This is a genomic window from Streptomyces sp. NPDC050161, assembly GCF_044460025.1.
In the GTDB taxonomy this organism is placed as follows: Bacteria; Actinomycetota; Actinomycetes; order Streptomycetales; family Streptomycetaceae; genus Streptomyces.
The window spans coordinates 106,955-127,208 of sequence record NZ_JBITJM010000008.1 but is presented as its reverse complement, the minus strand read 5'-3'; the positions used below and the strand labels follow the sequence as shown (position 1 = coordinate 127,208).

15 protein-coding genes are annotated in these 20,254 nt (G+C 72.2%); 4 read left to right on the top strand and 11 right to left on the bottom strand.

Going from position 1 to position 20,254, the window contains the following annotated elements; genetic code table 11:
* Positions 1–28: 28 nt before the first annotated feature.
* From ACIBK8_RS16290 to ACIBK8_RS16260, 7 genes are all read right to left on the bottom strand, one after another.
* Positions 29–2,707, bottom strand: a complete 2,679-nt coding sequence (locus ACIBK8_RS16290; RefSeq protein ID WP_399042472.1) for a polynucleotide kinase-phosphatase — start codon at positions 2,705–2,707, stop codon at positions 29–31.
* Complete coding sequence (locus tag ACIBK8_RS16285; protein WP_399042471.1) at positions 2,704–4,221, bottom strand: 3' terminal RNA ribose 2'-O-methyltransferase Hen1; 1,518 nt, start codon at positions 4,219–4,221, stop codon at positions 2,704–2,706. Before ACIBK8_RS16285 ends, ACIBK8_RS16290 begins: the two co-directional genes overlap by 4 nt.
* Before the next feature lie 225 nt (positions 4,222–4,446).
* Positions 4,447–5,370 carry an LLM class F420-dependent oxidoreductase gene (locus tag ACIBK8_RS16280; protein WP_399042469.1) on the bottom strand — a complete coding sequence of 308 codons (924 nt, stop codon included), beginning with the start codon at positions 5,368–5,370 and terminating at the stop codon, positions 4,447–4,449.
* Positions 5,371–6,359: 989 nt separating this feature from the next.
* Positions 6,360–6,815 (bottom strand): DUF6099 family protein, encoded by a 456-nt coding sequence (locus ACIBK8_RS16275; protein ID WP_399042468.1) that lies wholly within the window; start codon positions 6,813–6,815, stop codon positions 6,360–6,362.
* A 468-nt stretch (positions 6,816–7,283) separates the two neighbouring features.
* On the bottom strand, positions 7,284–7,652 hold the full coding sequence (locus ACIBK8_RS16270) for a nucleotide pyrophosphohydrolase (RefSeq protein ID WP_399042467.1): 369 nt from the start codon (positions 7,650–7,652) through the stop codon (positions 7,284–7,286).
* A gap of 14 nt (positions 7,653–7,666) precedes the next feature.
* The gene (locus tag ACIBK8_RS16265; protein ID WP_399042466.1) at positions 7,667–9,061 is read right to left on the bottom strand and encodes a biotin transporter BioY; all 1,395 of its coding nucleotides are present in this window, start codon (positions 9,059–9,061) and stop codon (positions 7,667–7,669) included.
* A 65-nt stretch (positions 9,062–9,126) separates the two neighbouring features.
* Positions 9,127–9,516, bottom strand: a complete 390-nt coding sequence (locus ACIBK8_RS16260) for a cell division protein SepF (protein ID WP_393687263.1) — start codon at positions 9,514–9,516, stop codon at positions 9,127–9,129.
* A gap of 222 nt (positions 9,517–9,738) precedes the next feature.
* Here ACIBK8_RS16260 and ACIBK8_RS16255 point away from each other — a divergent pair, with 222 nt between their 5' ends.
* Positions 9,739–10,893, top strand: a complete 1,155-nt coding sequence (locus ACIBK8_RS16255; RefSeq protein ID WP_399042465.1) for a magnesium and cobalt transport protein CorA — start codon at positions 9,739–9,741, stop codon at positions 10,891–10,893.
* An 81-nt stretch (positions 10,894–10,974) separates the two neighbouring features.
* Here the strand turns inward: ACIBK8_RS16255 and ACIBK8_RS16250 are convergent, their stop codons facing one another.
* The 3 genes from ACIBK8_RS16250 to ACIBK8_RS16240 all read right to left on the bottom strand — a co-directional run bounded on the left by ACIBK8_RS16250 (position 10,975) and on the right by ACIBK8_RS16240 (position 13,955).
* Positions 10,975–11,601 (bottom strand): class I SAM-dependent methyltransferase, encoded by a 627-nt coding sequence (locus tag ACIBK8_RS16250; protein WP_399042464.1) that lies wholly within the window; start codon positions 11,599–11,601, stop codon positions 10,975–10,977.
* A 70-nt stretch (positions 11,602–11,671) separates the two neighbouring features.
* Complete coding sequence (locus ACIBK8_RS16245; protein WP_399042601.1) at positions 11,672–12,469, bottom strand: SDR family NAD(P)-dependent oxidoreductase; 798 nt, start codon at positions 12,467–12,469, stop codon at positions 11,672–11,674.
* Between the two features lie 28 nt (positions 12,470–12,497).
* Positions 12,498–13,955: an MFS transporter gene (locus tag ACIBK8_RS16240; protein WP_399042463.1), complete on the bottom strand. Its 1,458-nt coding sequence runs from the start codon at positions 13,953–13,955 to the stop codon at positions 12,498–12,500.
* Positions 13,956–14,246: 291 nt separating this feature from the next.
* Between ACIBK8_RS16240 and ACIBK8_RS16235 the strand changes: the two genes are divergently transcribed.
* Positions 14,247–14,741, top strand: a complete 495-nt coding sequence (locus tag ACIBK8_RS16235) for a MarR family winged helix-turn-helix transcriptional regulator (RefSeq protein WP_399042461.1) — start codon at positions 14,247–14,249, stop codon at positions 14,739–14,741.
* A 103-nt stretch (positions 14,742–14,844) separates the two neighbouring features.
* On the opposite strand, the gene ACIBK8_RS16230 is transcribed toward ACIBK8_RS16235, so the two are convergent.
* Positions 14,845–16,221: an alkaline phosphatase gene (locus tag ACIBK8_RS16230; RefSeq protein ID WP_399042599.1), complete on the bottom strand. Its 1,377-nt coding sequence runs from the start codon at positions 16,219–16,221 to the stop codon at positions 14,845–14,847.
* 207 nt (positions 16,222–16,428) lie between these two features.
* Here ACIBK8_RS16230 and ACIBK8_RS16225 point away from each other — a divergent pair, with 207 nt between their 5' ends.
* Both ACIBK8_RS16225 and ACIBK8_RS16220 read left to right on the top strand, forming a co-directional pair.
* Positions 16,429–19,164 (top strand): BTAD domain-containing putative transcriptional regulator, encoded by a 2,736-nt coding sequence (locus ACIBK8_RS16225; RefSeq protein ID WP_399042460.1) that lies wholly within the window; start codon positions 16,429–16,431, stop codon positions 19,162–19,164.
* 146 nt (positions 19,165–19,310) lie between these two features.
* Positions 19,311–19,988, top strand: coding sequence for a DUF4232 domain-containing protein (locus ACIBK8_RS16220; protein WP_399042459.1), 678 nt, complete (start codon positions 19,311–19,313; stop codon positions 19,986–19,988).
* Positions 19,989–20,254 lie beyond the last annotated feature (266 nt).

Sequence of the window (20,254 nt, the reverse complement as noted above, 5' to 3'; positions counted from 1 at the left end):
GCGCGCGCCGCCCACCGGGCGTCCGGCCCTACAACCGCGGATCCACCGGCTCCGATTCCAGCGCGAGCACGGCGAACACCGCTTCGTGCACCCGCCACAGCGGCTCGCCGTCCGCCAGCCGGTCCAGCGCCTCCAGGCCGAGCGCGTACTCGCGCAGCGCCAGGGAGCGCTTGTGGCCCAGGTGACGGGCGCGCAGCCGGCTCAGGTTCTCCGGGCGGGTGTACTCGGGACCGTAGACGATCCGCAGGTACTCGCGACCACGGCACTTGACGCCCGGCTGCACGAGGCGGCCGTCGGCGCCCCGCAGCCGCGCCTGCACGGGCTTGACGACCATGCCCTCGCCGCCGTCCGCGGTGAGCCCGAGCCACCAGTCGGTACCCGCCGCGACGGACGCCGCGTCCTCGGTGTCGACGAGAAGCCTGCGGGTGGCGGTGAGCAGCCCGGAGCCGCCCTCAGGGGCTGCGTCCGCCGCGACGAGGCGGTCGAGCCACGCGAGCTGTGCGGTGTGCGGGACGTCCGTGAGGCTGCGGCCCCGGACGGCGAGGATCTGGAACGGGGCCAGCCGGATGCCGGACGGGCCCTGGGCCACGGCACCTGACGGGTCCTGGGCGCCGGGCCCGGCCGTGCCGTCCACCCGCCAGCAGTACCGGCGGTAGGCCGCGGTGAAGGCCGCCGCGTCCGCCGCCCTGCCCTGCTGACGCGCCAGCAGGGCCGTCACGTCGACCCCACGGCCGGCCGCCGCCTCCAGGGCGCCGAGCGCGCCGGGGAACACCCCCGCCGATGCCGCGCCCACCGCCGCGTACTGCTTGCGCAGCAGCCCGGTGGCCTTGAGGGACCACGGCATCAGCTCGGCGTCCAGCAGCAGCCAGTCGGTGTCGAGCTCCGCCCACAGACCGGCCTTCTCCACGGCGTCGCGGAGCCTGCCGACGAGGGCGTCCGTGGTGCGCGGGTCGTCGAAGAACGGCCGTCCGGTGCGGGTGTAGAGCGCCCCGGACGGGCCCTCGGGCACACCGAACCGCTCGCGCGCGACATTGCCGTCCCGGCAGACGAGGACCACCGCGCGCGAGCCCATGTGCTTCTCCTCGCACACCACTTCGCGTACGCCGTCGGCGCGGTAGGCGGCGAACGCCTCGGCCGGGTGCTCCAGGTAGCCGTCCTCCTTCGACGTGGCGCAGGGCGCCATGGTCGGCGGGAGGTAGGGCAGCAGCCGCGGGTCGACGGCGAAGCGGCTCATCACCTCCAGCGCCGCCGCGGCGTTCTCCTCCTTGACCGCGAGCCTGCCCATGTGGCGGGTCTCCACGACGCGTCGGCCCGCCACGTCCCCGAGGTCGAGCGGACGGCCGTCCGCACCGCCCGGCGCCTCGCTGGCCAGCGGCTTCACCGGCTCGTACCAGACGCGCTCGGCAGCCACATCGACCAGTTCGCGCTCCGGCCAGCGCAGGGCCGTCATCGCGCCGCCGAAGACGCAACCGGTGTCCAGGCAGAGGGTGTTGTTGAGCCAGTCGGCGCGCGGGGTGGGCGTGTGGCCGTAGACGACGGCCGCCCGGCCGCGGTACTCCTCCGCCCACGGGTAGCGCACCGGCAGCCCGAACTCGTCGGTCTCCCCGGTCGTGTCGCCGTACAGCGCGAACGACCGCACCCGGCCCGAGGTCCGGCCGTGGTACTTCTCCGGCAGCCCCGCGTGGCAGACCACGAGGTCGCCGCCGTCCAGGACGTAGTGGCTGACCAGCCCCTGGATGAACGCCGCGACCTCGGACCTGAAGGCGTCGTCCTCCTTGTCGAGCTGCTCGATGGTCTCGGCGAGGCCGTGCGTGGGCCTGACGGTACGGCCCTTGAGGTAACGGCCGAGCTTGTTCTCGTGGTTCCCGGGCACGCACAGCGCGTGGCCCGCCGCCACCATGCCCATCACCAGCCGCAGCACACCGGGGCTGTCGGGGCCGCGGTCGACGAGGTCGCCGACGAAGACGGCGGTACGGCCCTCGGGGTGGACGGCGTCCACGGCGCGGCCCGAGGCGTCGCGGGCGAAGGCGTAGCCGAGCGCGGTCAGCAGGCTCTCCAACTCGGCGCGGCAGCCGTGGATGTCGCCGATGATGTCGAAGGGGCCGGTGAGGTGCCGCAGGTCGTTGAAGCGCCGCTCGGTGACGACCTGGGCGGCCTCGGCCTCCTCCGGGCCGCGCAGCACGTGCACCTTGCGGAACCCCTCGCGCTCCAAGTGCCGCAGGGAGCGCCGCAGTTCACGCTGGTGCCGCTGGATGACGCGGCGGGGCAGACCCGCCCGGTCGGACCTGGCGGCGTTGCGTTCGGCGCAGAGCGCTTCGGGCATGTCCAGCACGACGGCGACCGGCAGCACGTCGTGCTCACGGGCGAGCTCGACCAGCTGTGTACGGGCGGCGGACTGCACGTTGGTGGCGTCCACGACCGTGAGACGGCCGGCCGCCAGCCGCTTGCCCGCGATGTAGTGCAGCACGTCGAACGCGTCGCCGCTGGCTGCCTGATCGTTCTCGTCGTCGCTGACAAGACCACGGCAGACGTCGGACGAAAGGACCTCGGTGGGCCGGAAGTTGCGCGCGGCGAAGGTCGATTTGCCCGACCCGGTGGCGCCGATCAGCACCACCAGCGAAAGGTCAGGGACGGGCAACTCCCGCCGCGGGCCGGGTGCGGCACTGCCGTCGTCGTGCCGCCGCCGGGTACGGTCCGTGTCGCTCATGCCGCGCCCTCCGCTGTCCTCACGTAGTGGTTCCGGCCGCTCGTGCCGTGCCGGCCGGCTGTGCCGGTGCGTCCCTCTCCCGCGTCCGCGCGGGTGAAGCACGCGAGCTGGGTCGGCGGCCCCACCTCGGGGTCGTCGGGGCCCACCGGGTGGAAGGCGACGGCGTAGCCGTGCCGCTCGGCGACCTGGGACGCCCAGCGCCCGAACTCCTCCCGGGTCCACTCGAAACGGTGATCCGGGTGGCGCACCTGACCGGCGGGCAGCGTCTCCCAGCGCACGTTGTACTCCGCGTTCGGCGTCGTCACCACGACCGTACGGGGCCGTGCGGCGCCGAACACCGCGTAGGCGAGCGCCGGAAGACGCTCCGGGTCGACATGCTCGACGACCTCGCTCAGCACCGCCGCGTCGTACCCCTTGAGCCGCGCGTCGGTGTACGCGAGCGACCCCTGCACGAGCCGTACCCGCGCCGACTGCCGCTCGGACATCCGGTCCAGGTGCAGCCTGCGCCCGGCCTCGTGCAGCGCCCGCATCGACACGTCCATCCCGACGACCTCGGTGAAGCGTCCGTCCTTGAGCAGCTCGGCGATCAACTGGCCCTGCCCGCAGCCGAGATCGAGCACCCGCGCGGCCTGCTCCTGCCGCAGCACGGCGAGGATCGCCTCCCGCCGCCTGACGGCGAGCGGCACCGGCTTCTCGTCCGTGTCGGCCGCTTCGTCCACCGCGTTGTCGATGTCCCCCGCGTCCGCGTCGTCCGCCTCCGCCAACCGCTCCAGGGCCAGCCGCTCCAGCGCCGTACGGGTCAGCGAGCGTCGCCTGGCGAGGTACCGGTCGGCGATCAGCCGCTGTTCGGGGTGGCTCTCCAGCCAGCCGCCCCCGGCCCGCAGCAACTTGTCGACCTCGTCGTCCGACACCCAGTAGTGCTTGGCGTCGTCCAGCACCGGCAACAGCACATACAGATGCCGCAGCGCCTCGGCAAGTGTCAGCTCGCCTTCGATGACCAGACGGACGTAGCGCGATTCGCCCCACTCCGGGAACGTCTCGTCCAGCGGCAGCGGTTCGGCCGTGACCGACCACCCCAGCGGCCGGAACAGGGCACTCACCAGCTCCGCGCCGCCATGGGCCGGGAGCACCGGCACCTCGATGCGCAGCGGCATCGCCCGGCCCGGCAGCTCGGGGCGCGCCGCGCACTCCCCCTTCATGGCGGTGCCGAAGACGCTGCGCAGCGCCACGGCCAGCAGCGAGGACGCCGCGTACGGCCGGTCGTTGACGTACTGGCCGAGCGCCGAATCCGGCGGACCGCCACGGCTCTTGCCCCGGCGCACCAAGGAGACCGCGTCGACCTCCAACAGGAGTGCGGCGGTGCAGCGTTGGGCATCCGCCTCGGGGTAGACCACGTGCGCGGTGCCGTACGCCGTCGAGAACTGCTGCGCCTTGTCGGGGTGTTTGTGCAGGAGGTACCCGAGGTCGGTCGCGGGGCGGTCGGTGCTGCCGGTGGTACTTATCGTCAGGAACACCCGTCCGAGTATCGCCGCAACCGGACGGCTGTCCCAACGGTTTTCTCCCCCGCCGCCCCTCCCCACGGCCTTCCGGCGTCACCCGGCGCGAGGGCCGGGTGACGGGCCGGGACGGAGGCCGGGCCGCAGGCCGGGCAGGAGCCGGGCGGCAGGCCGGGGCAGGCGCCGGGCGGCAGGCCGGGGCAGGGGCCGGGCCGCAGGCCGGAGCGGGGCGGGGCCGGGGCGTCAGTTCAGCTGCGACTGCACCTGTGCGGAGATCAGCTCCAGGTGGTCCAGGTCATCGAGGTCGAGCACCTGGAGGTAGACCCGCGAGGCGCCGATCGCGGCATAGCGGCCGATCTTGTCGACGACCTCGGCGGGCGAACCTGCGAGGCCGTTGGCCTTCAGCTCGTCCACCTCGCGCCCGATGACCGCGGCCCGGCGCGCGACCTCCGCGTCGTTCTTGCCGACGCAGGCGACCAGGGCGCTGGAGTACACCAGGTCGTCCCCCTTGCGCCCGGCGACCTCGGCAGCCGTGCGCACCCGCCCGAACTGCCGCTCGCTGTCCTCCAGCGAGGCGAAGGGGATGTTGAACTCGTCGGCGTAGAGCGCGGCCAGCCTCGGCGTACGCGTCGCGCCGTGGCCGCCGATCAGCACCGGCAGCTTGTCCTGGGCTGGCTTGGGCAGCGCGGGCGACTTCTCCAGCTGGTAGTGGGTGCCGTCGTAGGAGAACTCCTGGCCGACCTCGGTGGCCCACATGCCGGTGACGATCGCCAGCTGCTCTTCCAGCCGGGCGAACTTCTCCTTCGGGAACGGAATGCCGTACGCCTTGTGCTCCTCCTCGAACCAGCCGGCCCCGAGGCCCAGCTCGACGCGTCCGCCGGACATCTGGTCGACCTGGGCCACCTGGATGGCCAGCACACCGGGCAGACGGAACGTACCGGCCGTCATGAGGGTGCCCAGACGGATCCGCCGGGTCTCGCGGGCCAGACCCGCCAGCGTGATCCAGGCGTCCGTCGGACCGGGCAGGCCATCGGCGTTACCCATCGACAGATAGTGGTCGGACCGGAAGAAGGCATCGAAGCCGAGGTCTTCGGTGGCCTTGGCGACGGTAAGAAGCGTGTCGTAGGAAGCCCCCTGCTGAGGCTCCGTGAAGATGCGTAGATCCATGCCTCCATCCTGCCCGCTCCACGCCCACAACACCGCTACGGCGTGTCGCCACCGGCGGGCCGGACGGGCACATCCGGGGCCGTAACTGGCACCTCGGCTGCCGTAGCGGGCGTCTCGGGCGCGAGACACAGCCGTACGGGCTCGGCCATCCGCTATCCGTCATCCGTCCCGACTCGCCATCCTGGATGCGGGAATTCGCCGGAACAGAATTCCGCCGGGACGCGTGTCCATCCGCAGGAACCTCCGTCCGCACGAATTTCCGCCCGCACGGAGTTCCGGGCAAAACTACCTCGCCCCGTCCACCCCCTCCTGGACCAAATACCCTTCAAAACCAGGGCAGTTGATGGGGGGGATGGGTCGCCGAACCTGCCCGCAATCCGTAATTCACGGAAAGCTTCAGGGAAGGAATGGGAGGGAATGGGAGGGGGCATCTCGCTCCCATTGCCCCCTCCCGTTCCCATCAACCCGGAGGGGGATGTGTCGCATCCGTCGAAGCTCATCACGGTTGGCGGGGGGCAGTCACTGCCTCACGTCTTCCGACGCGCGGGGGGGGCAACATGACGTCGGGCGCCGCGCGGGGCACTGGCAGTGGCAGCGGTAGCCGTAGCCGTAGCGGTAGCGCCGATGGACCGGCGGACGGCCGTGCCGGCGACGGCAGCCACGGGGCCGGGCGTCGTCAACAGCGCGCCGAACGCCGCGGGCGCCAGACCCGCGAAGGGGCGCCAAGTTGACGGTTTCGAAGCCGATGGCGACGTCGGGACGATGCCGCATTCGAATGCGGGGGCGAGGCCCGCAACCGCGGCGGAGACACCCCGACACCGAACGGAGGCAATGGCAGACGGCAGACGGCAGACGGCAGACGGCAGACAACGAACGGTGGCGACGTGGGGCGCCGGAGCGCTGCCGAGCTGTCCGATCCGGCTCAGGCGGCCCACTCAGGCGGTTCGCTCAGGCGGTCCACTCAAGCGGTTCACTCGGATAAGGTCCGCTCAGGCAAGGTTCCGGTCCCGCACCTCCAGTTTCTCCAATATGCCGGTGACGCGGTCGCTCGACTCGTCCGCCGTGTCCATCGCTTCCACGCAGGTCCAGTACATCCCCTCCTCGTCCGCCGAACACACGACGTTCACCAGCGCCTCGCACACCTCTCGCAGCAGTCCCCGCAGACCGGTCAAGGCGCCCCGGACGTCACGCACTTCGGTCAGCTGAGCCGCCCGCAGCCCGCCCGTTCTCGGTGCCGGGCGCAGCAGTCCCCCGCTGGACCGCCCGCCCGCATCGCCCAACCCGCGTGCCCTGGACCGCACTTCGTACGGCCCGAATATCGCGAGATGACTTCCGACCGCCTCGGCCAGGGCTTGCGCCTGCCAAGCCTCGACGATCACTTCGTGCACCGTGCTCGCCTCTGCCAGACCGCGCCGACTGGCCGCGATGATCCGCATCGCGTCCATGCGCGTTCCTCCCTTCGTCGTCACCCAGCATCACCCCACACTCTTTCCACTACCCAGAGTGAGGGTGAACAGCCGAAAACGCCAGGGGAATTCGCAAATCTGTGGACAACCAAGGCGATGTGGAAAGATCCGTGACTCCGGAGAGTGACATACACCCTGCGGTGGCCGCTTGCCTCACTCGCGTCACACGGCCCACTCGCATCTCGTCGGCCATCCGCCGACCACACCAGCCACCGGCGTCCCGCCCGCACAGCCCTCCATACCGTTCCCTACAGGCGACTCGCGACGCGCGGCCGGCTCGTCGCGGCGGACGGGCGACCGGAGCCGAAATCAGCCGAAGAGCCAGGTCGCGGCCGAGTAGGACGTACCGAGGAGGAGCAAGAACGAGCCATGGGCCGGGGCCGAGGACGGGGGCCGAAGGCGGGGGAGAGCGCCGAGAACTCGCCCCGCCCCGACCCGCTCCCTCCCCTACTCTCCCTCTCCCTCGCTTCCCCGCGGCCGGTCCGGGCGGGCGGAGCGGACCGCAGGGAAGCGCGACTCATTGCGTTCGATCTTGGCGGCGAGCGCCGCGAGGGCGTCGATGCCCAGGGCCTCGCAGAACTGCAGCAGATACGCCAGCACGTCGGCGACCTCGTCCTCGACCCGCCCGGCGGACGTCGGCTCGGCCATCACCTTCGCCGATTCGTCCGGCGTCAACCACTGGAAGATCTCGACGAGTTCGGCCGCCTCCACACTGAGGGCCGCCGCCAGGTTCTTGGGGTTGTGGTACTGCTGCCAGTCCCGGGCAGCCGCGAACTCGGCCAGCCTCCGCTGCAGGGCATGAAGATCGTCACTCATGCCCCCATCCTCACTCATGCCCCCAGGTGAAGCACCCGGACACCGGGCTGCCCCTCGGCGACCGCCGGATTCCGCACCGTACCGAGCAGCCGGACATGGCCGCGCCGCGCCATCCGGACGGCCAGCGCCACCAGTTCGCCCGCCTGCCGGTCGTCCATGCACCGGTCCATGCCGTCCGCGACAACGGTCATCTGCTGGAACGCCGACGGGATCTCCCCGACCGGATCCATGTCCAGCACCCCGGGGCCGGTGAGCAGCACCAGGGCGAGGCCGAGATAGCGCAGCTCCCCGTCGCCGAGCTGCTCGACGGGCATCATGCCCCACGTGCCGCGGTCGAGTACGGCCTGAAGACCGGGCGAGGCGCAGGGCGCGGGGACGAGCGCCCGCCCGTGCCCCGGTGCCCCCGTGGTGTCCTCACCGCTCCGCGCCGCGCCGCCCCGTGCCGGTCCGGCCGTACCGTCCGCCGCGACCGCCGCTGCCTCCCCCGCCCGTTCCCCGCCGGACTGCCGCGGCACCGCGTGCAGCCCGTCGACCGGTCCCGCGCAGGCGGCCCGTACGGCGGCGACCAGGACGGCGTGCCGCTGGGTGCACTCCCTGCTCGTCCGTTCCAGCACCGCGGGGAGGTTGTCGCAGGACGGCCGTAACCGGCCCTCGCCGCCCCGGCAGCTCACGGCGTCGGCCCACGCCCGGCCGCGTCCGCCCTGAGGTACCTCCGGGCCCGCCGCTGCCTCCGTACCCGACCGTTGCCGGGGAACCGTAGGGACCTCCGCCACCGAGCCCGCCCCGCGCATCGACTCCGGCCGCGGATCGCAGCGGAACACCGAACGGAGCGCGACGACGACCTGTTCGGCGGCGGCGAGCACCATCCGCTGACCGGCCGTCTTGCCCGCGACGCGCAGCGGCAACAGTGCGGTGCCGAGGCGGTCGTCGGGCAGCGGCGCGCGGGTCACGGGCGTCGCGCCCGCCGTGTACCAGGCGGCCTGCACGGCGTGCCGCGCCGGGTCCGTCAGCGCGGTGGTGAGCAGCGTCTCGCCGCCGCCCGTCAACCGTTCGCCGACGATGCGCAGTTCGGGTTCCGCCTGGATGGCGAGGTCGAGGCAGACCGGGCCGGCCGGCCCGTCGACCGTGCAGCCGATGCGGAAGCCGCGGCGGCCCTGCCCGTCGGGGCGCGCACCGGCCGGAACGCACGCCGTGGCGCCGCCGGGCACCGCCTCCACCGCCTGTCCCAGCCGCTCTCCTGCGCCCAGCCTGGCGAGGATTTCGTACGCTTGGAGCGCGCTGGACTTGCCGCTGCCGCTCGGCCCCGCGAGCAAGGTCAGCGGTCCCATGGGCAGGGTGACGCAGCGGTGGTTCTTGAAGGCGGACAGCCGTAACTCGGCGACCGCGGGACGTGCACTGTCGATTGGCATACCGGGGACGCTATGCAGCGGCCCCAACGGCGCGGCCCACAGAACCGTTCCGCCCGGGGGGCTTCCTACGATCGGGGGATGCCGCCCGCTGCCGGTTCCGCGACTTCGGTGCCGAGGGGTGCGAGCAGGAAGACATTGGTGTCGACGCGGTGCATGCCGCTGCCCAGTCCGAAGACGACTCCGCTGGAGAAGTCCAGGATGCGCTTGGCCACATCGGTGTCGGCGCTGCTGAGGTCCAGCAGGACCGGGATCTGCGCCATCAGGTACTCGGCGACCTCGCGCGCGTCGGCGAAGATCTGGACACGGATGACGACGAAGCGTCGCGCTTCCTGTGCCGGGCCCTCGTCGGGGAGGGCGCGGTGGTCGGGCCAGGACGGCCACTCACTGCTGCTGCGAAGTGGGACGACCTCGGCGAGCCCTTCCCACTGCTCATCGGTGGCATCGGGGCCGTTCACCGAATCACCTCACTCGGGGGAGCACTGCCTGTCTGCGGTGTCTGCATCGAACAATTCTAGGGATAAAACATACAAACTTTGCCGGACGCGGCACACACCGCGTCACATCACTGTCCCATCCTGCACCATGGGCCCTGACCAGTCCCGACAGCCTCGGCGGATATCCTGCGTCGAGCTGGTGTGTGCCCATTCATCCCCCGCGAGAAGGAGGTCCGTTTCCTCATGAGTTCCGAGACTCCGGGCCGACGCCACCGCGGCCTGCGCGGCCTGCGCAAACCCGCGAAAAAACGAGCTCAGGAGCCGCCGCCCGCCGAGGTCGACGAGCCCGCGGGCGCGCCCGAACCACCGCCGGAAACCAGCAGCGTGATCAGCGCCGCCCTTTATCGCGACGGTCACCGCATCAGCACCCACGACACGCTCTCCGACACCTTCCGGCAGCTGCGCGCCACCTCTGATTCGCTCGCCTGGATCGGGCTGCAGCGCCCTTCCCGTGACGAACTCCTCACCCTCGCCTCGGAATTCGACCTCCATCAGCTCGCCGTCGAAGACGCCCTGGAAGCCCATCAGCGGCCGAAACTGGAGCGGTACGGCGGCACCCTGTTCGTCGTGCTGCGCGCCGCGCGCTATCTGGACGACCCGGAGGAGGTCGACTTCGGCGAGCTGCATCTGTTCGTCGGCCCGGATTTCGTCATCACCGTGCGGCACGGCGGCGCCCCCGACCTGTCGGCCGTACGCCGCCGCATGGAAGGCGCCCCGGAACTCCTCCAGCACGGCCCCGAAGCGGTCCTGTACGCGATCCTCGACGCCGTCGTGGACGGCTATGCGCCGGTCGTCGCCGGTATCCAGAACGACATCGACGAAATCGAGACCGAGGTCTTCGGCGGCGACCCCCGGGTCTCCCGCCGCATCTATGAACTCTCCCGCGAATTGGTGGAGTTCCAGCGCGCGACCCGGCCGCTGAACGGCATGCTGGAGGGCCTGACCGCCGGTTTCGAGAAATACGGCATCGACGAGGAACTGCGCCGCTATCTGCGTGACGTGGCCGATCACGTCCTGCACATCACCGAGCGCGTGGACGGTTTCCGGCAGGCGCTCCAGGAGATCCTCACCGTCAACGCGACCCTGGTGAACCAGCAGCAGAACGCCGAAATGCGGGCCCTGGCCGAAGCCGGCTTCGAACAGAACGAGGAAATCAAAAAGATCTCCTCCTGGGCGGCGATCCTCTTCGCACCCACGCTCGTCGGCACCATCTACGGCATGAACTTCGAGGAGATGCCGGAGCTGCACTGGGGGTTCGGCTATCCCTTCGCCATCGGGCTGATGGCGGTGGTCTGCGTCAGCCTGTACTTCATCTTCAAGCGGCGGGACTGGCTCTGAGGAGCCGGGCGGGAACCGCGGCGGACGTGTCGGACACGAGCCGCGGGCGGTCGGTCGTGGCACCGGGCCGTGGCGGTCCGGTCAGCGGGGGCGGCGTGCCCAGAACAGTGCGTGCCCGCCGTCTCCCTCCGGGACGAACTCCTGCTGCTCGACCGTCAGGCCGGCGGCGGTGATCCAGGCACGGTTGGTGTCGGCGTCCGCGTGGCTCCACCACATGGCGACGCCGCTGCCCAGCCAGTCCTCGTCGGTGCCGGTCATCTCGTGCTGTCCTGTGCTGCACAGAAACCATCCGCCGGGGCGAAGCCAGGAAGCGATCTTCTTCAGCAGTGCGCGCTGTTCCGGCTGCGGGATGTGGATCAGCGCGTAGAGGGACACGACGGCGTCGAAGGACGCGAGGGGGAAGTCCACGGAGGTGGCGTCGGCCCTGAGGAAGCGGGCCTGCGGCACGCGTTCCCGGGCCCGGCGGATCTGCGTCCCGCTGATGTCGACGCCGGTGACGTGGTGCCCTGCCGCCGCCAGCTCCCGCGCGAGGGGTACTCCGCTGCCGCAGCCCAGGTCCAGCACCCGGCTGCCGTCCGCGAGCCTGGTGCGCAGCGTTCCGATCCAGGTGCGGTACTTCGACTCCGCTTCGTACGCCTCGTCGTAGCGCGCCGAGAGCGCGTCGTATCCGCGCCGCACCAGGTCCTTCGGGTCCTCCGCCGCCGTCACGGTCGAGGACGCTAGCGCCCTCGGCGCCGGCCGGGCGAACCGTTTTCCGGTGCCCGCTTCGTCCCGGGCCTCATCCGGGAAGCATGGCGCGCCGCCCGGGGGCCGCGGATGACTGCATGCTCATGCCGCCGTCGACGACGAGGAGTTGGCCGGTGAGGTAGCGGGATTCGTCGGAGGCGAGGAAGACCATGGTGTGGCCGATGTCATCGGGAGAGCCGAGGTACGGGAGGGCGTTGCCCTTCTTCAGCGCTTCGACGACGTCGGCGGGCAGGTTGTTCTCCAGGGCGGGGGTCATGACCGCGCCGGGGGCGACGGCGTTGCAGCGCACCCGCTGCGGCCCGTACTGGACGGCGATCGACTTCGTGACGCTGACCACCGCGGCCTTGACGGCGCCGTAGGAGGTTTGCAGGACGTCGCCGACGAGTGCGGCCACGGAGGCCGTGTTGATGACGGATCCGCCGCCGGCGCGGATCATGTGGGGCACCGCGTGCCGGGCGCCCAGGAGGGTGCTGCGCACATTGAGGGCGACGGCCCGGTCGAACTCGTCCATGTCCATGCGCAGCAGGTCCAGGTCCTTGCGCGGGTCGGTTCCGCCGACGTGGTTGCACAGCACGTGCAGGCCGCCGAACTCGCCGACGGCCGCGGCGACCAGGTCGGCGATGGAGCCCTCGTCGGTGACGTCCACGGTGCAGGGCAGCACCGTGCCGCCCGCGGCTTCGATGGTCGCGGCGGTCTCCTCGGCACCTCGGGTGTCGTGGTCGGCGACCACGACCCTGGCACCCTGACGGCTCATCAGTTCGGCGGCTGAGCGTCCAATGCCGCTGCCCGCGCCGGTGACGACCGCGACCTTGCCCTTGAGGCGTTCCATGGTCATGTCCCTTCGTTTTCCTGGTCGTTCAGTGTTGTCCGGTGGGGGTTCCGGGGTGTGCCATGACGGTCCCGGCGTCCTGCCCGGTGGTGGGGCGGTGGGGGCGCGGGACGGCGAGGGTGAGGAGGAGTCCGACGGCCGCGGCGAGCACCGCGACGACGTAGGTCATGCGGAACCCGTCCGCGGCCGGTACCTCGGCGGGGCCGAGCCGCATGGTCGTGTTCGCCAGGATCGCGGCCATCACCGCGCTGGACGTGGAGGTGCCGATGGACCGCATGAGCGCGTTGACGCCGTTGGCCGACGCCGTCTCGGTCACCGGTACGGCGTCCATGATCAGGGCGGGCATCGCGGCGTAGGCGATGCCGACACCGGCGCTGACGACCATCGAGGTGAGGACGATCTGCCACACCTGGGACATCAGCAGCACTCCGGCGCCGTAGCCGACGCCGATGACACCGACGCCGATGAGGAGCGTGGTGCGGGCACCGTGCCGGGCGGTGACGCGGGCGGAGACGGGCGACAGGGCCATCATCACCAGGCCGCCGGGCGCCAGGGCGAGCCCCGCCGCGAGCGTGGACTGCCCGAGCCCGTATCCGGTGGCCTCGGGCGACTGGAGCAGCTGCGGCAGGGTCAGCGACATCGCGTACATGGCGAAGCCGACGAGTACGGAGGCGAGGTTGGTGAACAGCACGGGCCGGCGCACGGTGACCCGGAGGTCCACCAACGGGCGGGATATGCGCATCTCGTAGGCCGCCCAGAGCGCCAGGATCACGGCGCCGCCCGCGAAGAGTCCGATGGTGCTGCCGCTCGTCCAGCCCCAGTCGCCGCCCTTGGTGACGGGCAGCAGCAGGCACACGAGGCCGGCGGCGAGTCCGATCGCGCCGGGGGTGTCGAACCGTCCGGGTGCCCGGTGCGGGGATTCGGGCAGCAGGGCGATCACCAGGACGAGGCAGGCGAGTCCCAGGCCGGCGGAGAGCCAGAACAGGACGTGCCAGTGGGCGTATTGGACGATGGCGGCGGAGACGGGGAGGCCGACCGCGCCGCCGACGCCGAGGGTCGCACTGACCAGTGACACGGCGCCGCCGACGCGGGCGGCCGGCAGTTCGTCACGCAGGATGCTGATGCCGACCGGGACCACGCCGGTGGCCAGGCCCTGGAGCACCCGCCCGGTGATCGCCGGGAGCAGGCTGTCGGACAGGGCGCACACCACGGATCCCACGACGAGCGCGAGCAGGCTGGCGATGAGGATCCGGCGTTTGCCGTACATGTCGCCGAGGCGCCCGGAGATGGGTGTCACCACGGCTGCCGCGAGGAGTGTCGCGGTGATCACCCAGGAGGCGTCGGACGGTTCGGCGTGCAGCAGGCGAGGCAGCTGCGGGATGACCGGGACGACGAGCGTCTGCATGAGCGACACCACGACGCCGCTCAGTGCGATCACGGCGGTGACCGCGCCCGGCCCCCTCCTGCGGGTGGAACTGGCTGACAACGGCGGGCTCCTTGGACGGGCCGGTGCCCATGGGGCACCGAAGGGCAGAGGCAGGCGGGACCGGGGGTGGTGCGCGCCGTTCGCGGGGTGCGTTCGGCCAGGGCCCGGCGCCTTCCAGGGCCCGGGACGCGTGGGGAGGGGCAGCCGCACAGGACTCGATAGGTACTGTGCACATGATGTGCACCATACGCATGAGGTGCATAGTGCACAACCTCTGTCGTGGTGGCCCCCGGCGCGGGGATGGCATGCGCGATGATGAGGGGGAACCAACGGTGGAAGAGGACCAAGGACATGAGTGAGCAAGAGCGCCGGCTGAGCGATCTGGAGCGGGAGCTGACCTTGCTGTCCCGGCATTTCGTCGCCGCCCGCGGCCCCCGCATCGGCCAGAGCCTGGAACGCTCGGCCTACGTCCTGCTCACCCGTCTCGAAGTCGGCGAGCCGCTCACGCTCAAGGAGCTGGCGCACACCTTCCAGGTCGACGTCTCCACCATCAACCGCCAGGTCAGCGCCATGCTCCGGAACGGCCTGGTGGAACGCATCCCCGATCCCGACGGCGGGATGGCCCGCAAGTTCCGGCCCACCGCACTCGGCCTGGAACGCCTGGAGGCCGACCGCGCCATCAGCCGCGCGGGGGCCACCCGCCTCATCGAGGCGACGGGGTGGACGGGCCGGCGCACCGAGCAATTCCTCACGCTGCTGGTCGAGTTCAACCAGAGCATCGAACAGCTCGAAGGGCTCACGTGGTCCCGCGAGGGCCGGACGGAGAACCCGTCGGCGGCGGACTGAGCCGGGACGCGCGGGACACGTCCGAGGCGTCCGCCGGGCTCCGGAACCGGTGAGGGGCCCGGGGGCGGACCGTTCCGCCCCCGGGCCCCTTTCGGCTGCGGTGTCAGCGGAGGGTGAGGGCGGTGCGGATGGTGGTGAACAGATCGGTCTGGTTGGTGACGCCGAGGACGCGGTCGGACTGGGGGCCCTGGGCGGCGATGCGGACCTGGGTGCCGGTGTGCTCCTGGGACTTGCCGGGGGTGTTCGTCGAGTAGTTGACCTTCAGCCGGCCGCCCTCGTCGGTGTCCAGGGTGGCGGACAGGCCGGGCGGGGTCGCTTCGAGCGGCACTATCTGGCTGCTGTGGCCGTGGTCGGCGGTGGTGACGACCAGGGTGTCGGGGTGCTTCGCGGCGTAGTCGCGGGCGACCTTGACGGCACGGTCGAACGCCGCGGTTTCACCGATCTGCCCGCAGGGGTCGGCCGCGTGGTCCTGCTTGTCGATGGAGGCGCCTTCGACCTGGAGGAAGAAGCCCTTGCCCGGCTTCTTGCCGTGCCCGCCGCGCTGCTTGGCCTCCAGCAGGTCGATGGCCTTGCGGGTCTGACGCTCCAGGCTCGGGGTGCCCGCGGGCCGGTCCGGGTTGCCGGTGACGCAGCGCTGCGGTGCGGTGCCGCCGACCGCGGCGGGCTTGCCGGTCCACTCCACCGGGACGGTCTCCGGCGCGAAGAGGCCGAGCACCGGCTTGCCGCCCTTGACGGCCCGCAGGCCCTTGTCGTCGGTGACGACCTGGTAACCGAGCTTCCTGGCCTGCTGGGTGACGGTCCTCCCCTTGTACGGGCCTTCGGTGACGGTCTGCTCGAAGCGGCCCTTGCCGCCGCCCAGCAGGACGTCCACCTTGTGGTTGACGCTCTGCTCGGCGATGGATCCGAGGCCGCCGTTGCCGAGGGTGTCGGCCGGGCACTTCTTCATGTCGGCAGGGCCCTGGCAGCTGCGGTCGCCGACGTGCGAGGCCAGCACCGCGGGGGTGGCGTCGGTGAGTTCGGCGGTGGTGACCGAGCCGGTGGCCAGGCCGTTGCGCTGGGCCAGCTCCAGGATCGTCGGCAGCGGCTTGTCGGTGTCCGGGGTCTTGGAGATGCGGCCGTTGACGGTCTTGTGGCCGGTGGCCCAGCCGGTGCCGCTGGCCGCCGAGTCGGTGACGTAGTCCGGCTTGCCGTGCTCGTCGACCGCGTACGTCGTGTAGGCGCCGGTCTTCGGGAAGCGGTCCATGTTCAGCCGGCCGTTGGCGCCCACCGTGTAGTCACGGGCGAGGGTGATCTCCGAGTCGCCCATGCCGTCGCCGATGAGCAGGATGACGTTCTTCGCCTTCTTGCCGTGGGCCGACAGGGCGGCCGGCGCGTCGGCTGCGCCCGTGTCCGACGCGGCGGCCATGGCCGGGACCGCCGTGGCGGCGACGAGGAGCGCGGCGGTGCCCCAGGCCCAACGGTGACGGTGCGGACGCGACATGGTCATCTGTGTTCCCTCTCATGACACCGGCCGGCTGCCGGTGAGGCTCACAGCCCAACAGGGCGGCGCGTACCCCGGGTGGCGTGCGGATGTCGTACCGGCAACGGGCGGGCAGCCGGAAAGGGCCAGGCCGGCCCGCGGCTGCCAGGACCGGTGGTCCGCACCCTCCGGTAATCTGATTCTTTCTCCGCAGGAGGGGTTACATCAGTGGAGTTCCGGCTGCTCGGAGCGGTTTCCGTCGCCACCGAGGTCGGCGAGCTGCCGCTCGGTCCCGCCAAGCGGCGCAGCCTGCTGGCCGCCCTGCTGCTACGTCCCAACCATCCCGTTCCGGTGGATCAGCTGACGGCCGCGCTGTGGGACCACGAACCGCCGCCGCAGGCCCGTAGCGTCATCCAGGGCCATGTGTCGCGCCTGCGGGTCCTGTTCGCCGGCGCGGACGCCGAGATGTTCGGCGTCGAACTGGTCACCAGGAATGCGGCATACGTGCTGCGGATGCCGGAGAGCCTGCTGGACGCCCACCGCTTCGAGGAGCTGGTGACGCTGGCCCGCGGCCAGCGGGTGCCTGCCGACGCGGTGTCGATGTTCCAGGAGGCGCTGTCGCTGTGGCAGGGGCCCGCGCTGACCGGTGCGTACCCGAGCCAGCCGCTCCAGGCCGCCGCGCACGCGCTGGAGGAACTGCGGCTGACCACCGTGGAGCTGCTGGCCGCCGGCTACACGCGGATGGGCGAGCACGCGCGGGCCGCCGCCGTGCTGCGCGCGGAGGCCGCCGTCCATCCGCTGCGCGAGTCGCTGTCCGCCGGGCTGGTGCGCGCACTGCAGCGTGCGGGGCGCCGCTCGGAAGCGCTCGACTGGTTCCACCGCACCCGGCGGCTGCTCGCCGACGAGCTGGGGGTCGACCCGGGACGGGAGCTGGCGGACGCCTACGCGGTGGTGCTGCGCGGTGAGCACGACGACGAGCCGCAGGCACCTGCGCCCGTACCGCAACCGGCGCCCGGCGCAGCACAGATGGCGCCTGCAGGGCTGCATCCGGGCACGATCGATCTGCTCCCCCGCATGCCGCGCGGCTTCCACGGGCGGGCGGGCGAGCTGACCGCGCTGTCCCGGGCCGCCGCGGGCGAGGCGCCCGTCTGCCTGGTCACCGGGCCCGCAGGCGTGGGCAAGACGGCGCTCGTGGTGCACTGGGCCCACCACAACCGCGACCGGTTCCCCGGCGGACTGCTCTACGCCGACCTGCGCGGCTTCAGCGATACCGGCGAGCCGACCCTCGTCGAGGTGCTGCGCGAGTTCCTGCTGGCGCTGGGGGTCGCGCCGCGCCGGATACCGGAGTCGGCAGGCGCCGCATCCGCGCTGTTCCGGTCCCTCGCCGCCGACCGCCAGCTCCTCGTCGTGCTCGACAACGCGCGCGGCTCCGAGCAGGTCAGGGATCTGCTGCCGGGCGGCACCCGCTGCGTCACGGTGGTCACCAGCCGGGACCGGCTGCGCGGCCTGATCGCCTCCGACGCCGCCCGGCCCGTGCCCGTCGACGTACTCGAACCGGAGGACAGCACCGCCCTGCTCGCCGCGGTGCTCGGCAAGGAGCGGGTGCTCGCGGAGGCGGTGGCCGCCCGGCGGCTCGCCGAGCTGTGCGGCGGGCTCCCCCTGGCGCTGCGGGTGACCGCCGCCCGGCTGGCGGACCAGCCGGACCGGTCCCTGAGCACGATGAGCACCGAACTGTCCGACGAGTCCCGGCGCCTGAGCCTCCTCGACGTGGAGGACACCGGCGTACGGGCCGCGCTGCGGCTCACCGTGCGCCGGCTGCCCGCCGACGCCGCGCAGCACTTCGCGCACCTCGGCCGGTACCCCGGCACGCACGTCGACCGCTACACGGCGGCGGCGTTGGCCGGCACCGGCCTGGCCGCGGCCGACGCCGCGCTGGACCGGCTCACCGCGGCCCACCTCCTCACCCGCACCGGTCCTGACCGCTGGACGCTGCACGATCTCGTACGGCTGTACGCGCGCGACCTCGACACGGACGCCGGCACCCTGGTACGGGTGCTCGACCACGGTGTGGCCACCGCCCTGGCCGCGGCCGACGCGGCGGAGCCGGGCGACGAGTCGTGCTTCACGCTGCCCGCCGACTTCCACCCGCCGTGCGCGGTGCGGGAGTTCGCGGACCGTGAGCAGGCCATGGCCTGGTACGCGGCCGAACGTGACGACCTGACGCTGGCGGTGGCCGCCGCGCACGCCGCCGGGCTGCACAGCAGGACCTGGCGGCTCGCCCTGGCCCTGTGGCCGCAGATCGTGTGGCGGGTCCGGGACGGCTGGAGCCCCTTGCTGGAGACGGCACTTGAGGCGGCGCGGGCCGACGCCGACCCGCGGGCCCAGTCCCGGATCCTCGCGCTGCTCGGCTGGGTGCTGACCGAAGAGGGCCGCACCCAGGAGGCGTTGGTCCATCTGGAGGCCGCGCCGGCGCTCGCCTCCCGGGCCGGGGATCCGCGCGGCGAGGCGACCGCGCTGGTCAACCTGTCGCTCGCGCAGGCGGCGCTCGGCAGCCCCGACGAGGCGGCGGACGGCTGCGCGCGGGCGGCGCGGCTGGCCTGCGGCGCCGGTGACCGGCACACCGAGCGGCTGGCCCTCTACCACCTCAGCCGGCACCAACTGGACACCGCGCAATGGCAGGCGGCCCTGGACACGTCCATCGCCGCGCAGGCGCTGGACGACGCGTCGGACTCCTCGGCGGCCTCCCGGGTGCTGCTGCGCACGGCGGCCGGTGAGGCGCTGCTGGGGATGGGCGAGGAGGCGGAGGGCATCCGGCGGCTCGACGAAGCGGCACGCGAGGCGGAGGCGTGCGGCTACGACGACGGTGCGGTACGGGCGTTGGGCGTGCTGCTGCGGGTGTCGGCCGACGTGGAGCTCCAGGCGCGGTACGACACGGCGGTGATGCGGCTCCTGGAGCGGAGCTGAGCCACCGGCCGTGACGTCCGTGGAGCGTGCGGATGCGCGGTGTCAGTGGGACGTAAGCGAGACGTGAGTGGAACGCCAACGGGACCGGCCAAGCTGGTTCCGGAGCAGGAAACCTCTTGCGCCCCACCCGACCCGGGGGAAGTCTCATGCGTACGACCCGCATCCGCACCACCGTCCTGGCCGCCGCCACCGCCGCCCTGGCCCTGAGCCTGACCGCATGCGGCGGCTCGGACGGCGCCGGCGGCACGAAGGCCGACGCGAGCCGCAGCACTGCCGGCACCTCGGCGACGGCGCAGGGCGGCGGTGCGGAGGCGAACTCGTCCCCGGTCTCCGGCGATCAGGGCACCTCGGGTTCCGGCGCGCACGACGGCTCCGGCAAGGCCACCACCGCCCAGGACGGGCAGTGCCACGGCAACGAGATCTCGTACGGCGTGCGGCACCGGTTCCCGAAGCAGCAGGGCGAGCACCTGCTGATCACCGCGCGGAACGCCGGCAGCGAGCCCTGCTGGGTCACGTCGTACCCGTCCGTCATGCTCGGGGACGCATCGAAGGCCCTGGGCCACTCGTCCAAGGACGCCCCGGGCAGCGGGAAGCGGATCACGATCCGGCCCGGCGGCACGGTCTACTCCGCCGTGAACCTCTTCGCCTACGGCTCCGGCGCCCACACGTCGACGAACGTGTCCATAGCCCTGCGCGACCGGACCGGCGACACCGGACCTGCCGTGGAGCGCGACGCGCGCGACGGCAAGGGCGCCGCGTCGAAGTTCAGCTGGTCCGAAGCCGACGTCACGAACTGGAACACCGCCAAGCCGTACGACTTCTGACCGGAACGCGCCGCCCGCGGTGGCCCGCACACACGGGGAGGGAGGCTCTGCTGCCTCCCTCCCCCGGGCCGTCCGGATCTCCCCCGCGCCGTGCGTCCCGCGGTCGCCGGGCCCGACCCCCGTACGGGCCTCGGCGCTCGCCGCGCAAGCTCGCGATCACGGACACCCACACCTCCGAGCGGAGCCCCGGTCCCCGCACGGCGCCATGGGCAGGACTGCCGGCGCCGCGTCGGAACAACCCGATTCCATCACCGCCGGAGTTGTTT